A 19,129-nucleotide genomic window follows, 5' to 3' on the forward strand; every position below is an offset into this window, starting at 1 on the left:
TCATGATTACAGAAAAAAGCAAGCAACTCTTCGAACAAGCCAAAAAATACATTCCCGGAGGGGTAAATTCTCCCGTAAGGGCTTTTAAGGCCGTAGGTGGGAAGCCTCTTTTTATTTCCAAAGCAGAGGGACCCTACATATTTGATGTGGATGGTAACCGGTATATTGAGCTGATCAATAGCTGGGGCCCCATGGTTCTGGGACACAATCATCCTGAAGTAAGGGAAGCGGTGGTCAAAGCCATGGAAAATGGTACTTCCTTCGGTGCCCCGACGGACATGGAGGTGGAGATAGCGGAATTGATCACAACCATGGTACCTTCTGTAGAGAAGGTGCGGATGGTCAATAGCGGTACGGAAGCCACCATGTCTGCCATAAGGGTGGCCAGGGGATATACCGGAAAGGACAAGTTTATCAAGTTCGAAGGCAATTATCATGGTCATGGCGACAGTTTTTTGATTGCTGCTGGTTCGGGTGCCATTACCATGGGAAACCCCGATTCACCGGGAGTCACCAGTGGTACGGCAAAGGACACACTTCTGGCCCCTTTCAATGATCTGGATAAGGTCAGGCTGTTGATGGAAGCCAATAAGGATGAGGTGGCAGCGATCATACTCGAGCCGGTAGCCGGCAACATGGGCTGCGTGTTACCGGAGCCGGGATTCTTAGAAGGATTGCGGAAAATCTGTGACGAGGAAGGCATCGTTTTGATTTTTGATGAGGTGATGACCGGCTTCAGGCTTTCCAAAGGAGGGGCCCAGGAAGTCCTGGGTGTAAGGCCTGATCTGACTACCATGGGCAAAATCATTGGTGGAGGCATGCCGGTGGGTGCTTACGGCGGCCGCAAGGAAATTATGGAATTTGTTTCCCCACAGGGTCCGGTCTATCAGGCAGGAACCCTTTCCGGAAATCCGATTGCCATGGCGGCAGGTTTGGCCATGCTGCAGCACCTCAACAAAAATCCAGGAGTCTACAAACGCCTGGAGCAAACCGGTAAGACCCTCGTGGAAGGCATACAGGCTACCCTGAAGCGACTGGGCATGCCGTTCACTACAAATTCTATAGGGAGTATGTACAGCCTGTTTTTTACGGATCGGAAAGTGAAAAATTTTCAGGATGCACAAACCTGCGATACCGCAATGTTTGGCAGGTATTTCAATGCCATGCTGAATCGGGGCATTTACCTGGCACCATCGCAATACGAAAGTCTGTTTTTGTCCACCGCCCTGGAGCTTGAGCATTTGGATCGAATTCTGGAGGCCAATGAGGCGGCGCTTAAAACGATTTGAATGTTACAAAACAAAACCGGGCAACGGGAATAATAGTTGCAGTTAAAAAATAAAGTCGTGGAGGTCGCGGTGAACATTCATTCTACCCTAATTTTGACTGAAAGCAATCGATAAACCTATGACAAAAAAGCGATTATTATTTACCGGAGGATCCGGAAAGGCAGGAAAACACGTAGTTCCTTACCTGCTCGATCAGGGATACCGGGTGATGAACGTTGACCTGAAACCCCTGGATCACCCCGGGGTGGATAACCTTATCGCCGACATTACCGATTCCGGGCAGATGTTCAATGCCATGAGCTCCTATGCCGGCCTTGATGAGCTGGAGCCCGGCAACGGCGTTCCGGAATTTGATGCGGTAGTGCATTTTGCCGCTGTACCCCGCATCCTGATCAATCCGGATAATGAGACCTTCCGGGTCAACACCATCGGTACCTATAACGTGATTGAAGCTGCGGTAAAAATGGGCATTCGAAAGATCATCATCGCCTCCTCGGAAACCACCTATGGAGTTTGTTTTTCTGACGGTCCTACCGATCCACACTCCCTTCCACTCGAAGAAGATTATGATGTGAACCCAATGGACAGCTATGGCCTGTCCAAAGTCGTCAATGAGAAAACGGCCCGCGCTTTTCAGCGACGTTCCGGTTTCGATATTTACGCGCTCCGGATTGGCAACGTGATTGAGCCGCATGAATACCAGGAATTATTTCCCTACTATTTTAAACATCCCGAAGTGCGCCGCAGAAACGCCTTTTGCTATATTGACGCCCGTGACCTGGGGCAGATTGTGGACTTATGTGTGAAGAAAGATGGGTTGGGATACCAGGTATTCAATGCCGGTAATGACCACAACGGAGCAATTATTCCCAGCAAAGAATTGGCGGAACGGTTTTTTCCTGGAGTGGAGATTACCCGTGAATTGGGCGAACATGAGGCTTTGTTTTCCAATAAAAAAATCCGTGAAGTTTTGGGATTTAAAGAGCAACACAACTGGAGAAAATACGTGAAAGGAGAATAGGTTTGGATGAAAACTGACGAATATGGCGCCGCTTGTAGGAGAGCCCAATTCGCATTGCCACTTACTTCCCAACCCCATTCATTCTATACGCTATTTTGTAAAAAACTTCAATCATCTACCATGAAAAAAGCCAGAAATGTCATGCTGGGAATGGCACTAATCTTCGGTCTGGGTTCATGCGGCGTCAATCAGGCCTGGGTGCTCAATCAAAATCAAAATAACACCCAGGTGAACCTGGGAAGCAATAATTTTCAGGTCCTTGGCCAGGTAAAGGGAGCGGCTGAGGTAGATTATATTCTTGTCTTCGGTGGAAAAAACCGAAGGAATTTGTTTAATGAAGCCTATTCGGCAATGATAGAGGAGGCGGAATTGAGCTCCGGATCACGGGCCCTTACCAATATACTTACAGAAGAACATGTGGGCGGTATTCCTCCGTTTTACTATAAGCGTACCATTACGGTAAGCGGTACTGTGGTAGAATTTACCAGGTAGGACATGTAGTAGTGACTGCAGGCTGTAGCAAAAGATTAGGGAGCACAGGAATAAAATGGTTTTCCTGTGCTTTTTTTATGCCCGCTTGTCTCTCGCTTTCGGTTAATGCCCTATCTTTGGTGCCGGGATTTTATGATTCAAATACAGCCATTCCGCCTGCACAATACAAGATCGCTTAAGGATAAAATTAATATTGATTATCCTGCGTCTGCAACCGAAATGACTTTGGTTAAAGTGCTCCTGTTTCGTCTATCCGCTACCTTGTTCCTGCTGGGAGTATTTCAAAGCCATGTTGTTTGGGGCCAGGAGGAAGCACTGCTAAAGGGAGAGCGACTGGCCAAAATTTACTGTGGCAGTTGCCATATTTATCCTTCCCCTTCTCTATTGCCAAATTCCATCTGGAAAGAAAAAGTTTTGCCCCAGATGGCAGCGCTGATGGGTGATCAGGCTGCTCAGGATAGTTTGGGGGTATGGGAAGAAAAGACTGCAGAAGAAATAGCGGTAGTAAAAAGAATGGGCGTGTATCCTGCTAAGCCCCTGATCAGCCCTTCGGATTTTCAGGCCATTGTAGATTTTTACCTTGCCGAAGCGCCACCAGCGCTTCCTGCGCAAGTGCCCAGGTCAGCTGTTGAAGCGCTCTCGGGCTTTACCGCCAAAACACTCTTTATTGAAGGTATCAAAAGTCCTAAAACCAGCCTGGTAGCAGTCAACGAGGAGCGTAGCGAACTGCTTATCTCGGATGCTGGCAGCAATCAATTGTACGCCATGGATAAAAACGATGAGCTCTTTACACTTCCTGCTATCAGCAGTGCTGCGGTGCATTTTTCCAGGGAAGCAGCCAATCTGTATCATTTCATCACGATTGGCTCCATCTCACCAAGCGACCTTTCCCGGGGAGCATTGTACGAGATGGATTTGAATGCAGGTAGTTGGAATAGGAAGCTGGATCGGCTAGCCAGACCCGTATACAGTACCTGGGCAGACCTGGATGGAGATGGAAGCCCGGAACTGCTGATCAGCAACTATGGGCACAATGGAGGGAACATTTCCATCTACCGGGATGGCGATTTTCAATCCGATCCGCTTACCCTTGGCGGTGCCGGGGCACGGAAAGTAGAAGTTGCTGACCTGAATCAGGACGGCAGGCCGGATATACTGGCACTCTTTTGCCAGGGAGACGAGCGCATATCCGTATTTTTCAATAAGGGTAATGGACAATTTGAAGCAGAGAAAATATTGCTCCGGTTTTCCCCGCTTATGGGCACCAGCTATTTTGAATTGCAGGATCTGAACGGAGACGGAGTATCGGATTTGCTGGTCAGCAATGGGGACAACTGGGATTATTCCAGTGTCTACAAACCTTACCATGGATTTCGAATCTATCTCAATACGGGCGACAGCCAATTTGAGGAAGCCTGGTTTTATCCCCAATACGGCGCTGCAAAAGTAATGGCCCTGGACTATGATGGAGATGGGGATCTGGATCTGGCCACCATCGCCTTCTATGATGAATTGGAAGATCCGAATGAGCAGTTCCTGTTGTTTGAAAACCGGGGAGACCTGATCTTTCAGCCCAGGATGATCCCGGAAGCTGCGGCCGGCAAATGGCTGACCATGGATGTGGGTGACCTTGACGGAGACGGAGATAGCGATATTGTGCTGGGATCCTATGCCCACAATACCATGGAATACACCAAGTTGCTAATGAGAGGTCTGGAGGAAATACCCAGTGTGCTGATCCTGGAGAATAATACTTTGGACCGGACAAAATGATCATCATCTGATATGGAACATACAATAAAAAGTATCCTCTATTTCTTATTTCCGTTAGTATGGCTCACGCTTCAGGTGGGGTCAGTACGAGGACAAACCAGGATAAATTCTGGTCCCGTTAATACCATTTTATTCAAGGTGACTTCTTCAGAAAGCAATAATGTCTCCTACCTATTTGGAACACACCATGCATTTGGAAAGGAATTTTTCGACGCATTGACGAACGCAGGCAAAGCGCTGTCATCCAGTGAGGTATTGATCAAGGAAAACCTGAATATTCCAGGGAAAACTCCGGAAGATATCATCAATGCACGTACCGCGACTACCACCTGGAAAAAATACCTGGCAAAGGATGACCTGATGTACATCGAGGATCTCTTTGCCGACAGCCCTACAGATTTCAATAAAATGAGTCCCACCGAAATGCATGTTTTCCTCAACAGGCATTTTAAACAACAGATCTGTTTGAACAAAGCGCCTGAGGATACTTCTCTCTCGCTGGATGATTACATTGCTTCTCGGGCCGTAGAACAAGACATCGAACTTATTGGACTCGAATCTACAGCCGAGCAAATAGCGCTGATCAATAAGGATGTCGAGGGGATGCCCCGAAAAATTCACAGACGCAGGTTGTCCGCCATCATAGAAAAAATCAGAGCCAGGCATACCAGTGACTGTGAAGAGACTGATTGGTATGCGCGGATGGAGGTAGACTACCAATTGCAGGCCCCTTGTACCAATGCGCTGATGTTGACAGACAGGAACAATAAATGGATGGAGAGAATTGGAGAATTACTCAGCGAAAAGAATTGCTTCATCGCGGTCGGACTAAGTCATCTCATGTACAAATGCGGATTGATCAATCAGCTGAGCGCTCTTGGCTACACGGTTATACCCCTGTCGGTGAGGTGAATATCAGAACGAGAATTCCAAAATATTGCAGCGGAGTTTACCGGATATGGGTGCCGGCCAGGAAAGTCAATTGATCGAGGAAGATTGGCAGCACTGTTGTCTGGTACCGAACCAAAACCGCATACCGGTTTGTCCGGATTAACACACCATCACCCCAAAGCCACGACACACCCGGTGCGAAAATTGAGGCCAGGCAGGGAAATGTCCGGGTAAACACTACCTGATCAGGGAAGTAGTAGGAATATAGATTTGTTTTTAAGCGATCGGGTTCCCGGCTAAAGAAAGGGGTCCATCAGTGGCATGTATACCTGCTAAAAGTCCTGAAAGGGACATCACAATTCCTGCGATTTGCGCCATGCAAACGGGGCAGCTCCAAAGCATATCCGGAAGTCAGGGGTCTCTTATAAAAAAAATATATAAATTAGGACCTGAAACCCCAATTTTTGACTCGCTGAATCCCGGATAAACGAAACTACAGGATGATCAACCCGAAATCCATTGCCGTCTTGCCCTTTGTCAATACAAGTCCCGGAACGGAAAACGAATTTTTCTGCGATGGCATTACGGAAGAAATCATCAATGCACTGGCGAAGATTGAACAGCTGAAAGTCACCTCCCGTACTTCCAGTTTTTTCTTCAAGGGGCAAAATCGCCCGGTGGCAGAAATTGGTAGGGAATTGGGAGTGGCGAATTTGCTCGAAGGCAGCTTGCGGGTGAGTGGCGATCGCCTGCGCATCAGTGCGCAATTGATCAATGTATCAGACGATTCTCATTTCTGGTCCGAAAGCTGGGACCGAAAACTGGAAGACATTTTCGCCGTACAAGATGAAATCAGCCTTCGGATCGCTGACAAGCTTAGGGAACAATTTGGGCACCTGGACATTGCCGATCAACTGGTACAGGCACCGACCGGGAAAGTAGAGGCCTACCGGCATTACCTAAAGGGTAAGTCGCTGTTTAACCGTTGGAATCCAGAAGATACCAACCAGGCCATCGGGTATTTTGAAAAGGCCCTGCAGATCGACCCCGACCTGATCGACGCACACACCGGCCTGGCCGATGCCTACAGTTTTTTGGCGGTTGCCGGCTTTGCTCCGCGCGAGATTGCCTGGGCCAAAGCCATCGAGTCCATTCAGCGGGCCAAAGCCCTTGATCCCCAAAATGCGCCACTGAACTACCTGCTAGCCAACCAGGCTTTCTTTACCGAAGCCAATTTTGGCCAAGCCATGTGGTATGGCCAGCAGGCGATCGCCAGTAAACCTACCTATGCCGAAGGGCATCAGTTTCTGGCATTTCTTTTTATGCTGAAGGACGACCTGAAGAAAGCAGGCGAACACCTGCGCTATGCCCGGTCCATAGATCCACTTAACCCGGAAACAAAATTTTATCAGGCGTATTTTTTGTATCGTTCTCAATCCTTTGATGAGGCAGAAGTACTACTCGAGCAGCTATTGGAAGCAAACGCCAAAAACCTACCTGCGCTCATTACGCTGAGTTATGTGTTTTTGAAAACACGGTCATTTGACCGGGCAGAGACTTTGATTGTTCACGGGGAGCCGGACGGTATCATGCCGGATGAAAAATTGGGATTGACCTGCCTCCTTCGGGTCATGCAGGGGGAAAAAGAAAGCTATTCCCCGCTGCTGGCCGAATTGGAAACCAATGCCTCGGGAGATACATCCTTTCAGGCACATGCCTATTTGTTTTTCGTGTATTGTACCCTTCATCAGGAGGAGCAGGCATTTTCGATCCTGGAAAAACTATTCCAGAATCAATCTTCCATTCTCTTACTGGCCTTTGGTGACCCCCTGGCCGATTACCTGCGTAGCAGCACCCGTTTTGAGCAATACCGGCAACGGATTTATGCAGATGCCGCTCCAGCCGCCACGTCTTCCAGGCGGAACAGCGCAGAACTCAGTGAATCGGAGGCAGACCAAAGCCTTCAGAAGCTGGCTGATTTCATGGCTGCCGAAAGCCCCTTTCTGGATCCCTCTCTTTCCCTGCGCTCTCTGGCCGGACAATTGGAAATGCACCCCAACCAGCTGTCCTGGCTGCTGAACGAAAAGCAGGGCAAAAACTTCAATGCCTATATCAATGCGTTTCGTGTGGAGCACTTTAAAAAACTGCTTGCAGATCCCCAAAATGCCTACATTTCGCTGATCGGACTGGCCTATGAAAGTGGCTTCAATTCCAAAACGGTTTTTAATACGGTATTCAGAAAAGAAACCGGTATGACCCCCAGGGAATTTCAAAAAAGCAGCAGTTTACCGGACAAATGAGTTCAGGATTATAATTCCGAACTTCTTTTACATTTTTCCGGACCTTTGTGAGGTTTCCATAGACCACCTTTGTTGCGAATCAACAAAGAAATGTCATGAACAACGAAAAAATGGAGGCCATACAGGTCACAAAATATGGGCCCGCTTCCGTTCTGAAACCACACCGGGTGGCCAGGCCACAGCCCGCAGCCGACGAAGTATTGGTGAAAGTCATCACTTCTTCGGCTACCACCGCAGACGCAATGATGCGTACCGGTAAGCCCTGGTTTGGCCGGCTCATTATCGGACTAAGGAAGCCTAAAAGCCCCATACCGGGAACCGGATTTGCCGGTTACGTGGTAGAAACTGGCAGGGAGGTTAACAATTATCGGATTGGGGACCCCGTTTTCGGCGAAACCACCATTGGATTTGGTGCCAATGCCGAATACCTGCGCCTAAAAGCCAGTGGGGTACTCCTGCCGCTCCCCGAAACACTTGGGTTTTCGGAGGCAGCCAGCTTCTGCGACGGTCACCTGACGGCTTACAATTACCTGAAGCGTCTTGGCGGAGTAAAACCGGGCGATCAGGTATTGATCAACGGTGCCTCCGGAAGCCTGGGAACGGCCGCGGTACAGATCGCCCGGTACCTGGGCGCAGAAGTGACGGCAGTTTGCAGCGGCAGGAATGCTGGCCTGGTAAAATCACTTGGAGCCAACCATGTGGTGGACTATACGAAAGAGGATTTTACGAAAAGTGACCGCCGGTACGACCTGATCTTTGATACCCTGGGCAAACGCTCCTTTGCGGACTGCCGGCGGGTATTGAAGAAGGAGGGTACCTATTATTCTCCGGTTCTCAAATTTTCACTACTCGCCCAAATGCTGTTTACCCGCTACTTTTCGTCTAAAAAGGCGGTTTTTGAAGCGACCGGTTTGCTTTCTGACAGTCAGCTTAGGGGTCTGTTGACTGAGGTGCTGGAGCTGCAGCAAGCGGGAAAGCTACGGACCGTAATCGACCGGCAATATCCGCTGGCAAAGCTTTCCGAAGCACACCAATACATCGACTCCGGTCACAAGAGAGGAAATATCATTATTATCAACTCGGAAGATTTCACTTCTGTTTCAAATCAAATCCTATCCGGAAAAAAAAATCTACAGGATTAGAATTATTCCTTAACATTCTGCCGACAGGCAGATATCAGATCATTAAAACTCAAACTATATACAAAGATGAAAAACGTAAAGAATGCAATCATTGCCCTCACATTACTTGTTGGATTGGGATCCTGCGGGGTCAACCAGGCCTGGGTTCTGAATCAGAACCAAAACAGCACTGAGGTGCACCTGGGTAGTAAAAATTTTGAAGTCATTGGTCAGGTAAGCGGTGCGGCTTCGGTCGACTACGTGCTGATTTTCGGTGGAACAAACCGGACAAGCCTCTATAATGAAGCCTATGCCGCCATGATCGAAGAGGCAGATTTGACGTCAGGTAGCCGTACCATTACCAATGTACTCACCGAAGAACATGTAGGCGGGGTTCCTCCTTTCTACTACAAAAGGACCCTGACCGTAAGTGGGACGGTGGTGGAATTTACCAGGTAATTGTAGTTAAAGGTATTTCGCTATGAATCCACTACAGGAAAAATCGGAAAGAAAGGCGTACATGAGGCAAACGGGCCTCATGTACCTTTTGGTAATCGTTTTGGCTGGCTTCAGTCAGGGGTACATCCGGAGTAGTCTGATCGTTCCGGATGATGCGGTGGCCACCTCCCTGAATATATCGGGCGAGGAAGGCCTGTTTCGCCTGGGATTGGGACTCGATCTGATCGCTTTTTTGTTGGATGCGATCATTTCGATCTTTTTATTCAAATTGTTTCGTGCCTATGGGCAGACGCTGGCGCTGACGGCAATGGTGTTGCGGCTACTGGCTCATCCGGCGATAGGTAGCTTGAATCTGCTCAATCATTACCTGGCCCTACAGGCAGCTCTGGCACCGGATTTCCTCGCTGGATTTGACGGACCGCAGCTTCAATCGATGAGCCTGCTCTTTATGGAAGCGCACCGAACAGGCTATCTGATAGCAGGGGTGTTTTTTGGCCTCCATTGTTTGCTATTAGGGCTCCTGCTGTACCGCTCTCCGGTACCCGGCTGGTTGGGGATCTTGATGATCATGGCTGGGATCGGCTACGAAATGGAAGCCTTTGGCGATTTCCTGTTTCCTGGTAATGAAGCCTGGCTGGCGGTACTGGTGGGAGTGACGGCTGTTCTGGGGGAGGTTACACTCACCGCCTATTTGTTGATAAAAGGATTTCTTATCAGTAAATTGAATGCGAATGATGTCAGATAAACGAAATATGGCCCTTCTTTCCGGGCTGGCTTTGATAGCCATGGCCCTGCTAGCCGGCTTTGCCTATGGATATGTGCACAGCGGGCTGATCGACCCAAACAGTCCCGAAGAAACCTACCGCAACCTGCAATCATCGGGTAAGTTGTTCAGCTATGGGATCGCAGCCTGGGGAGCGATTGTGGTACTGGACCTGTTGGTAGCAGGCAGTCTGCACGGATTCCTGAAGGAAGTTAATTTCCGTCTTTCGGCCCTTACCGCCCTGATCAGGATTGTTTATGCATTCGTATTGTTGGCGGCAGTGGTCCATTTGCTGGAGGCGAGCGCATTGGTGGAAGCTGCTGCAGGTGCCAAGGAGGTGCTGCTCTCCCTGCAGCGCTTTGAGTGGGTATGGTCCCAGGGATTGGTCCTGTTTGGATTTCACTTGCTGGGATTGGGATTGTTGGCAGTCAGGGGAAGCGAAATACCCTCCTTTTTCGGCTGGCTTTTGCTCGTCGCGGGTGGTTTTTACACGGGCATACACCTAGCTAAAATAATGATTCCCGGCTATGTACAAGAGATTGCATTTATCGAAATGATCGCAAGCGTACCCATGGCCTTTGCAGAGATTGGCTTTGCATTCTGGCTGCTTTTCCGGGCCTGCCGGCAGCGCTTTTCTCAACCAATTGCTGCTCTCTCATGAATCTGGTCAAAAAAATAAGCCGGATAGCCGGCGGCCTACTCCTACTGATTTTAATATTGGTTTTTGCCCTGATTTTTCAGGAGCAACACAGCCTTTCTTACCTGAAAATAGCGGAGCAAGCTGACTGGCAGCAACGCGACTACCTGATCAAAAATGTGCATGTGGTACCCATGACCGCCGATACCGTGCTAGCCGATCAGATGGTACACCTACAGGACGGCCTTATCGTTGAAATTGCTTCTCAAATTGAGTTGTCGGAAATACCGGTAATCGATGGAAAAGGCGGATACCTGATGCCCGGGCTGACGGACATGCATGTGCACGTCTGGGATTCCCAGGAGTTGGGCCTGTACCTGGCCAATGGGGTGACCACGGTGCGCAACCTCTGGGGTCAGCCCATGCACCTGCGCATGAAGGAATCCATCCGAAAGGGCGAGTTGCTGGGCCCGGACTTCTATACCTCCGGCCCCAAACTCACCGGGCCCGATTATCCGGGAGACGATAACCTGCAGCTTCTTTCTGTAGACCAGGCCCGGGAAAAAGTGGCCAGCTACAAGGCGAGAGGCTACGATTTTATCAAGACCTACAATGGGCTGACACCGGAGCTTTTCGAGGCCATTTTGGAGGAGTGCCGGATACAGGATATAGACATCGCCGCCCACCCCTCGTCGGCCCTTCCCTATGCGGCACACCTGCGGGAGGAGATTGTCAGCGTAGAACATAGCGAAGACATCGTGCAGCAGGCCCTGAACTACCAATTGGATACGGCCGGTCTGGCCCGGGTAGTGGCGGACTACGCTTCCTTTCCCTCGTCCGCACACTGTCCCACACTGGTAGTGTATTACAATATTTACCGCCTGCTGACCGAAGAGCAGATCCTGGAGGCCCCGGATCTGGATTTTATGAATCCACTGATCCGGATGGTGGACAGCGAGGCCCAGTACCAGCGGTGGACAACAGCAGAGAAGAACGATTCTCTGCTGGCTCATAAGATTCTGGCGCAGCATCGCTTTCACCTGCTTGCGGTTCGCAAATTGCAGGAGGCGGGTGTCAACCTGGTCGCGGGTACCGATGCCGGCATTGGCATCACCCCGGCCGGTGTCTCCATGCATCAGGAATTGGCCTTTTACCGGGAAGCCGGCCTGAGTCCTTATGAGGCGTTACAAACCGCCACCGTCAATCCGGCAAAAACCCACGACTTTCTGACCAATACCGGCACGGTAGAAGTGGGGAAAAAGGCCAACCTGGTGTTGGTGCAAAGCAATCCAGTGGAAGATCCCGACACGATGAGGGAGCCGGAGGGGGTATGGGTTGGCGGGCGCTACATTTCCCGGGAGCAGTTGGAGGCGTTTACGGGTCATGCACGGGAGCGGAACAATTTGCTACCCTCGGCCCTGCGTTACGCGGAGTATTTGCTGCGGGAACGGTGAGCCTGGCGATTGAGTTTTGGGAAAAAGGCAGCGCGGCGATGACCTATCCTGGTTCCTTACTGTGCCGATAGGCTTTGTACGGGTATTTATGGTTTAGCGTTCGCAGGAGGCCACCAAAAGTAGGGCGCCTGGGACCTGTTTTACAGGGAGTAATTGCTGCGGCGGCAACTCCAGGAGGTTGTCAGATGGATTTCAACCAGAGAAAAGTAAGCAATGGCCCATTCGCATGAACATTCAGGGGGAACGAAAAACCTGAGAATCGCTTTTTTTATAAACCTTGCCTTTACCTGTCTGGAAATTGCAGGTGGTTTTCTTACCAATAGCATTGCCATTATTTCAGATGCTTTACACGATTTCGGGGACTCCCTTTCGCTGGGTCTGGCATGGTACCTGGAAAAGAAAGCCTCTGAAAAAAGCGCAACAGACAGGTTCAGCTTCGGGTTTGCACGCTTTCGCTTGTTAGGGGCATTGGTAAATGCACTTGTATTGATCGGAGGTTCTGTTTACATCGTCATAGAAGCGGTAGGAAGGTTTCAGCATCCCGAGCCGGTACAGTCGCTTTGGATGATGGGGATAGCGGTGATTGGTCTGGCGGCCAATGGCTACGCAGCCTGGCGAACCCGGGGAGCCACCTCTTTAAACGAAAAGGTCATTAGCTGGCATTTGCTGGAAGATGTATTGGGATGGCTGGCCGTACTGATCGTCTCCGTTATTCTGCAATTTAAGGATTGGTATTTTCTGGATCCCGCCCTGTCAATCGGTATAACGCTTTTTATCCTGTATGGAGTGGGTAGCAGATTATGGGACACGCTTTATTTGCTACTGCAGGGCGTTCCGGCAAAAATCGACCTGGAAGAAATCAGGGCAAAACTTAAGGCTGTAAGCCACGTGCAGTCGGTTCATCACATGCATATTTGGTCACTCGATGGCAGCCATCATGTCTTTACCACACACCTTGTATTGGAGAATATTTCGGAATACGATAAAGTAGATCAGGTACGGCAGCATGCCCTGGAGGCTTTAAAGGAATATGATTTCCATCACCATACCATACAGGTAGAATTGGATGCCAGTACCTGTGAACTGAACAGGGATACTACCTGATTTTTTTGACATCGGCTCCAGGTTCTGCTACCAGTATCTATCTCAAGTATCTAGTATTCAAAGGAATGCGACGACCGACCTGTACTTAATCTTCCGAATGGTGTTCAAAACCGGTTGTTCAAATGGATTGAAAAATCCGGCGGAAGTGAACGGACGATAGGGCATGTGAAGCCCTTTTGCAAGTAATCAATCCTGTTGGGGTAGGCAAAAGAAGTACAGAAAGCAGTGGTATTGCTTCGACTAGCGAACCAAATTGTCGCAGCACGGTTAGATTGAAAATCGATAGCAGCGATGATTAAAACCGAAAATTTCGAAAAAGTGGAGGTTTCTTCCCTGGAAGAACTCCGGTCCTGGCTGATGCAGCATCATGGCCAGCAGGAGAGCGTCTGGCTGGTGACCTGGAAGAAAAGTGAACCGCAACGGTATGTTTCCAGAGAGGAAGTGCTCGATGAGCTGATTTGTTTTGGTTGGATCGACGGCATCCGGCGCAAGTTGGACGAGCAGCGGACCATGCAATTGATCACCTGGAGAAAGGTGGAACATTGGGCAGGAAGCTACAAAGAGCGGGCAGCAAAACTAATTGCGGCAGGTAAAATGCAGGAATCGGGTTTGAAAGCCATTGAAACTTCCAAAGCAAGTGGGCTATGGGACTTTATGGATGAGGTAGACCAATTGATTGTTCCTCTGGACCTGGCCGATGCGCTGGCAAGCTACCAGGGGGCCACCGCTTTTTTTGAAGCCATCAATCCCTCAAGCAAGCGCTTTGTACTGAGATGGCTCAAACTGGCGCGAACCGAAAAAACCAGGAAAAAAAGAATCGACCAACTTGTCCAGCTGGCTGCCAGGGGCGAAAAATTACCGGGAAGTTGATAGCCAATCTGCCTTTCAGCAAGAAGTGTATAGGCACTGGCGGATTTTGCTTTTTGAATGTAGCCCAATAGGATTGTCCGTAAATTCCGCATTGGGCAATTGGTATTTTTGCTGTATATTGAATGCAGGGAAAAATGGGTGGCCTTTACTCCTGAAGAGCTGGTAAACGACTGTGTTTGGCGCAAAGCAAGACTCTCTGTCCATTCCCGGCAGAAAAAAGGGCTTTGCCAGTGCGGTATGCCAACAGCCCGGCGTTGCCCGTTCTTTTTCCTTCTTTTTTACCGATTCAAAATTAAAATACCTATGAGAGCCATTGTCTTTGCCTTGTTCCTGCCCCTGCTTTGGGCCTGTGAATCAAACCCTACCGAAGGTATCTCCCTTTCCGGTCTGCAGGAACCTGTAGAGATCATCCGTGATCCATGGGGTGTGAATCACATCTATGCCAAAAACCAGCACGATTTGTTTTTTGCGCAAGGCTATGCTGCTGCCAGGGACCGTCTTTTTCAATTTGAGATCTGGAGGCGAGAGGCCACCGGCACGGTAGCCGAGATCCTGGGACCCGCCGAATTGCAGCGGGACATCGGTACCCGGCTGTTTCGGTTCCGGGGAGACATGCAGGAGGAGATGAATCATTACCACCCCGAAGGAGCAGCCATCATCACGGCCTATACGGAGGGTGTCAATGCCTTTATTGAGGAAGTCCGGTCCAGGCCCGAAGAACTTCCCCTGCCTTTCCGGATGCTCGGTATTTTGCCGGAAAAATGGACACCCGAGGTGGTGATATCCCGGCACCAGGGGCTGCTGGGTAATATAGAAGAGGAACTGGACCTGGGCAGGGCCGTGGCGCGCCTGGGTGAAGCGCAGGTCAAAGACCTGAAGTGGTTTCATCCCAAAGACCCCGATATTGCCCTGGACCCGCAAATTGAGCCGGAAGGGTTGTTTCCCGATATTCTGGCCCTGTACAAGGCCTACCGAAAGCCCCTTTCCTTCCGGCCTGCCGATATCCTGCCCGAATACCGCGATCCGGAGATGGGCAGCGCAGAGGAAACTGCGGGTCTTGCGGAGGAGGCGCCTTTTTCCCTGGGCAGCAACAACTGGGTGGTGGACGGTTCGCGTACGGCCAGCGGGCATCCCTACATGGCCAACGATCCGCACCGGACCATCGCCGTCCCCTCGCTGCGCTACATGGTGCACCTGAATGCCCCCGGATGGGATGTGATCGGAGGAGGGGAACCCGAAATCCCCGGCATCTTCATCGGCCATAACGGCTACGGGGCCTGGGGACTCACCGTGTTCCGGACCGACTGAGAAGACCTGTACGTGTACGAACTGAATCCGGAGAATCTCAACCAATACCGCTACGATGGGGCCTGGGAAGACATGGAGATCCTTACCGAGACCATCCCGGTAAAGGGCCAGGAGGATCAGGAAGTTAGCCTGCGCTATACCCGTCACGGACCGGTGACCTATGTGGATTCCGTGCACCATAGGGCCTATGCGGTACGCTGTGCCTGGCTGGAACCCGGAGGAGCTCCCTACCTGGCTTCCCTGCGCATGGACCAGGCAAAAAGCTGGGAGGAATTTCGGGAGGCCTGTGCCTACAGCCATATTCCCGGGGAGAACATGGTCTGGGCAGACAAGGACGGTACCATTGGCTGGCAGGCCGTGGGCATTGCGCCCATTCGGCGGAATTTCAGCGGCCTGGTGCCCGTGCCCGGAGACGGGCGCTACGACTGGGAGGGTTACCTGCCCATTCCCCAGAAGCCCCATACCGTCAATCCCCCGGAAGGCTACTTTGCTTCGGCCAATCAGAACGTGACGCCTGCCGACTATACCCATTGGGAGGCGATCGGCTTTTCCTGGTCGGATCCCTTTCGCGGTGATCGGGTGGAGGAAGTGCTGGAAACGAAGAAAGCCGTCACCATGGAAGACATGAAAGCCCTGCAGGTAGACTACCTCAGCATTCCCGCCCGGGAGCTGGTGTCCTATCTGCTGGACCTTCCCCTTTCCGGCAAGGCGGCTGCCGACCGGGATCGGCTGCGGGGATGGGACCATAGGCTGGACCCCAACTCCATTCCGGCCGCCATTTACGTGGCCTTTGAAGATGCGCTGCTGCGGCTGGCTAGCGAACGCCTGGTGCCGGAAGCCGGAAGAGAAGCCATCGGCCGCATCCAGCTGAAGAAAATCCTGGACTGGATCGCTGCACCGGACGAACGCTTTGGCCCTGATCCCGAGGCCGGCCGGGACCGCCTGCTGGCCGATGCCTTTGCGCAGGGATTGGCCGACCTGGAGGAAAACCTGGGAGCGAATCGGGATGCCTGGCAGTACGGGCAGGAGCGCTTCAAGCACGTGTACCTGGTCCACAGCCTGGGAGCGCTGGGGAATGAGCAGGTAAAGGACCAACTAAACCTGGGGCCCTTGCCTCGGGGCGGCAATGCCTACACTCCCGGATCCACGGGGGGCAACAAGCGGCAAAGTTCCGGTGCTTCCTTTCGGATCATTGTGAACACGGGAGCCTGGGACGAAACGCAGGCAACCAATGCCCCCGGTCAGTCCGGCGATCCCAACAGTCCCTTTTACGACAATTTATTCGAATCCTGGGCCAGGGACGAGTACTTCCCCCTGTACTATTCCCGGGAAAAAATCGATTCCGTGGCCGTGGAAAGGACGGTTCTGGGGCCGGGGAGGTATTAGGTTGGGTGCAGGGATGGAGAATGGGCCTTTTTAATGTTCAGTGCTGATTTTCGTGTTTTTTTTCGCAAAAAGGAAAAAGTAAGTTTTTTTACCTCCGAATTTCTTAATTTGACCACGAAAAACCGGGAAAATTATATTTGTTATAGTGCATATACACGCAACTCAGCTCCAGAATATAGCTATATATGGATGTTGTACGCAAGCTAAAAACCTACCCCCCAAGAAGAGCAAAGATTGCTATCATATACATTACTGATTTATCTCAATCGGTTCCTGTATTCACTCGGAGTAACGCCTAAGACTTTCTTTACATATCGAGTGAAAAATGACCGGCTGGAAAACCCCATATTATCGGCTATTTCAGCTATGTTTAATTGCGTGTTTTGAAGTAGGAGTTCCAGGCGTTCACGGACATACCGTTTAATCCATTCCGAAGCAGTAATGCCGGAAGTAGTCTTGCAAATATAATTCAGATACTTGGGGGTAATGTGCAATTGCTGTGCATAAAACCGTACTTCCCGTTCTTTTTTACAATGCTCCTGGACTAATTGGGCAAACCGCTCGTAAAGCGTTCCACTCTGCACCGTACGTTTTCTATTTTCAATTTCATTGGCGAATGTGTGCCACATTTCTAGAATGAATAAGCGCATTTGAAATTTCAGCACTTCATGATAAAAGAGGTGCTTTTTCTGTTGCGATTTATCGTACAGGAGTTGAAAATTCGACAGGACCCGGTGCTTGTCTTTTTTATCGCCTAAATGCAATACAGGGTATTCCTTAGAATGTAAGGTGGCATCAATGCCTCTGCTCTGGTCGGGAATATTTTCAAACAGAAACTCCTTTTCCACCAACAATACCGTTGATTTAAAATTTTTTGAATATGCTAAATTTGTCAACTTGCTTTCTGCAAACCAAAAAACAAATTCCCCTGCTTTGCATACATAAGGTTTGTCATTAAAAACAAATGCCATACTTCCGCTGTGACAGTAGAGATGTGTATGATATCGACCCAAAAAATCATCAGGAAACCGTACATTTACTGATGATTCAAACAAGATCACGCTTTCCTTTTCTCCATTCATTTAGGTGCTATTACTTTTTTCAAGTATACGTAATATGTGACATTATTCATGAAATTCGTGTAATATAAGGAATAAAAAGAACACTTACCTTTGCTCTATAAAATTTTCCAAAGATGGAATCAACAGATATTTTCGACAGGTTAAGGAAAGGCGAAACCATACCGCCCAATGACCCACAGGCCTATAAAATGCGTGAGGCTTCATTTGCCACCAAAGAATTGTTGGTACAAATGAACAATTCATCCGATCCCAAAGAAATAAGGGATTTGTTGAGTCGGATTACAGCTTCGGAAATTGAAAAAAGCGTTGCTGTGTTTACTCCCTTGTATATCAATTATGGAAAACATACCCGGATCGGGAAGAACGTATTTATAAATTTCGATTGTGTATTCCTCGATTTAGGTGGGATCACCATCGAAGACAATGTCCTGTTAGCACCGAAAGTCAGCTTGCTCTCTGAAGCACATCCCATTTCACCCAAAGAAAGGCATTCTCTTGTACCAAAACCGATTCATATCAAAAGGAACGCCTGGATTGGGGCCAATGCCATCATTTTACAAGGGGTCACAATTGGCGAAAACGCGGTGGTCGCGGCAGGGTCGGTCGTTTCCAAAGATGTTCCTGACAATACCATTGTTGGAGGTACTCCAGCAAAAATTATCAAAACCATTTAAAATAAATAAACTATGAAATTTAATTTGATAATCCTTGTTGCAGCTTATGTATTTCTTACAGGTTGCGATGAAAAAAAGTCAACTATGGAAAATAAAAATGACGCTGAGCGAGAAGTATTAGCTGCTCATGAGAAACGGAGGCTTGCCACACTAAGTGGTGACGCTGATGCAGTTGCTTCAATGATGACCGAAGACCTTACGTTCACTCACGCTAATGCGGTTGTAGAGAGTAAAGCACAATTCATTGAAGCATTGGAAACACGCAGGCTGCAATATCAAGCCATTACTGACGAAAAAGATATTGCAGTTAGGGTTCATGGCGGTACTGGTGTTGTTTCAGGTATATGTCGCATTTTGGTAGATGCTTCAGGGACAATGATTGACATACGTGTAGAATTTACTGAATTGTGGGTTAGAGAGCAGGATACATGGAAAATGATGCTCTGGCATGCCACCGAAGTAAGGTAGTTCGGCTTGCTGTACTGCATATTTTCATCACGGAAGA

Annotated in this window: 16 protein-coding genes and 1 pseudogene; 16 read left to right on the plus strand and 1 reads right to left on the minus strand. The window is 49.6% G+C overall.

All coding sequences use genetic code 11. From position 1 onward, the window contains the following. Nucleotides 1–2 precede the first annotated feature (2 nt). The 14 genes and pseudogenes from hemL to BUB19_RS02390 all read left to right on the plus strand — a co-directional run bounded on the left by hemL (nt 3) and on the right by BUB19_RS02390 (nt 16,868). Nucleotides 3–1,289: a glutamate-1-semialdehyde 2,1-aminomutase gene (gene hemL, locus BUB19_RS02325; RefSeq protein WP_073091212.1), complete on the plus strand. Its 1,287-nt coding sequence runs from the start codon at nt 3–5 to the stop codon at nt 1,287–1,289. A gap of 118 nt (nt 1,290–1,407) precedes the next feature. Continuing rightward, the gene (locus BUB19_RS02330) at nt 1,408–2,310 is read left to right on the plus strand and encodes an NAD-dependent epimerase/dehydratase family protein (RefSeq protein WP_073091215.1); all 903 of its coding nucleotides are present in this window, start codon (nt 1,408–1,410) and stop codon (nt 2,308–2,310) included. Nucleotides 2,311–2,430: 120 nt separating this feature from the next. Then, entirely contained in the window at nt 2,431–2,802 is a 372-nt protein-coding gene (locus BUB19_RS02335; protein ID WP_073091218.1) for a DUF6567 family protein, read from the plus strand. A 219-nt stretch (nt 2,803–3,021) separates the two neighbouring features. Continuing rightward, nucleotides 3,022–4,575 carry an FG-GAP repeat domain-containing protein gene (locus tag BUB19_RS02340; RefSeq protein ID WP_073091511.1) on the plus strand — a complete coding sequence of 518 codons (1,554 nt, stop codon included), beginning with the start codon at nt 3,022–3,024 and terminating at the stop codon, nt 4,573–4,575. A gap of 12 nt (nt 4,576–4,587) precedes the next feature. Continuing rightward, the gene (locus BUB19_RS02345; RefSeq protein WP_073091221.1) at nt 4,588–5,487 is read left to right on the plus strand and encodes a TraB/GumN family protein; all 900 of its coding nucleotides are present in this window, start codon (nt 4,588–4,590) and stop codon (nt 5,485–5,487) included. A gap of 479 nt (nt 5,488–5,966) precedes the next feature. Next, the gene (locus tag BUB19_RS02350; protein WP_073091224.1) at nt 5,967–7,766 is read left to right on the plus strand and encodes a helix-turn-helix domain-containing protein; all 1,800 of its coding nucleotides are present in this window, start codon (nt 5,967–5,969) and stop codon (nt 7,764–7,766) included. Between the two features lie 95 nt (nt 7,767–7,861). After that, nucleotides 7,862–8,908 carry an NAD(P)-dependent alcohol dehydrogenase gene (locus BUB19_RS02355; RefSeq protein ID WP_073091227.1) on the plus strand — a complete coding sequence of 349 codons (1,047 nt, stop codon included), beginning with the start codon at nt 7,862–7,864 and terminating at the stop codon, nt 8,906–8,908. A 66-nt stretch (nt 8,909–8,974) separates the two neighbouring features. Beyond that, nucleotides 8,975–9,346: a DUF6567 family protein gene (locus tag BUB19_RS02360; RefSeq protein WP_073091230.1), complete on the plus strand. Its 372-nt coding sequence runs from the start codon at nt 8,975–8,977 to the stop codon at nt 9,344–9,346. 22 nt (nt 9,347–9,368) lie between these two features. Continuing rightward, nucleotides 9,369–10,091: a DUF4386 domain-containing protein gene (locus BUB19_RS02365; RefSeq protein WP_073091233.1), complete on the plus strand. Its 723-nt coding sequence runs from the start codon at nt 9,369–9,371 to the stop codon at nt 10,089–10,091. Further along, nucleotides 10,078–10,770, plus strand: a complete 693-nt coding sequence (locus BUB19_RS02370; RefSeq protein ID WP_178371425.1) for a DUF4386 domain-containing protein — start codon at nt 10,078–10,080, stop codon at nt 10,768–10,770. The genes BUB19_RS02365 and BUB19_RS02370 overlap by 14 nt, the downstream gene beginning before the upstream one ends. Next, entirely contained in the window at nt 10,767–12,200 is a 1,434-nt protein-coding gene (locus BUB19_RS02375; protein ID WP_073091238.1) for an amidohydrolase family protein, read from the plus strand. Before BUB19_RS02370 ends, BUB19_RS02375 begins: the two co-directional genes overlap by 4 nt. Nucleotides 12,201–12,413: 213 nt before the next feature. After that, complete coding sequence (locus BUB19_RS02380) at nt 12,414–13,304, plus strand: cation diffusion facilitator family transporter (RefSeq protein WP_073091245.1); 891 nt, start codon at nt 12,414–12,416, stop codon at nt 13,302–13,304. 291 nt (nt 13,305–13,595) lie between these two features. Continuing rightward, nucleotides 13,596–14,174 (plus strand): YdeI/OmpD-associated family protein, encoded by a 579-nt coding sequence (locus tag BUB19_RS02385; protein WP_073091251.1) that lies wholly within the window; start codon nt 13,596–13,598, stop codon nt 14,172–14,174. A 303-nt stretch (nt 14,175–14,477) separates the two neighbouring features. Continuing rightward, nucleotides 14,478–16,868, plus strand: a pseudogene (locus tag BUB19_RS02390) (penicillin acylase family protein). A gap of 257 nt (nt 16,869–17,125) precedes the next feature. On the opposite strand, the gene BUB19_RS02395 reads toward BUB19_RS02390, so the two are convergent. Continuing rightward, entirely contained in the window at nt 17,126–17,716 is a 591-nt protein-coding gene (locus BUB19_RS02395; protein ID WP_218588540.1) for a helix-turn-helix domain-containing protein, read from the minus strand. Between the two features lie 347 nt (nt 17,717–18,063). Here BUB19_RS02395 and BUB19_RS02400 point away from each other — a divergent pair, with 347 nt between their 5' ends. Together BUB19_RS02400 and BUB19_RS02405 are read left to right on the plus strand one after the other, a co-directional pair. Then, nucleotides 18,064–18,624, plus strand: a complete 561-nt coding sequence (locus tag BUB19_RS02400) for a sugar O-acetyltransferase (RefSeq protein WP_073091264.1) — start codon at nt 18,064–18,066, stop codon at nt 18,622–18,624. A 12-nt stretch (nt 18,625–18,636) separates the two neighbouring features. Further along, on the plus strand, nt 18,637–19,092 hold the full coding sequence (locus tag BUB19_RS02405) for a nuclear transport factor 2 family protein (RefSeq protein WP_073091269.1): 456 nt from the start codon (nt 18,637–18,639) through the stop codon (nt 19,090–19,092). The last annotated feature ends 37 nt before the right edge of the window (nt 19,093–19,129 follow it).

The sequence above is a fragment of the Cyclobacterium lianum genome, from assembly GCF_900143075.1.
GTDB classification, from domain to species: domain Bacteria; phylum Bacteroidota; class Bacteroidia; order Cytophagales; family Cyclobacteriaceae; genus Cyclobacterium; species Cyclobacterium lianum.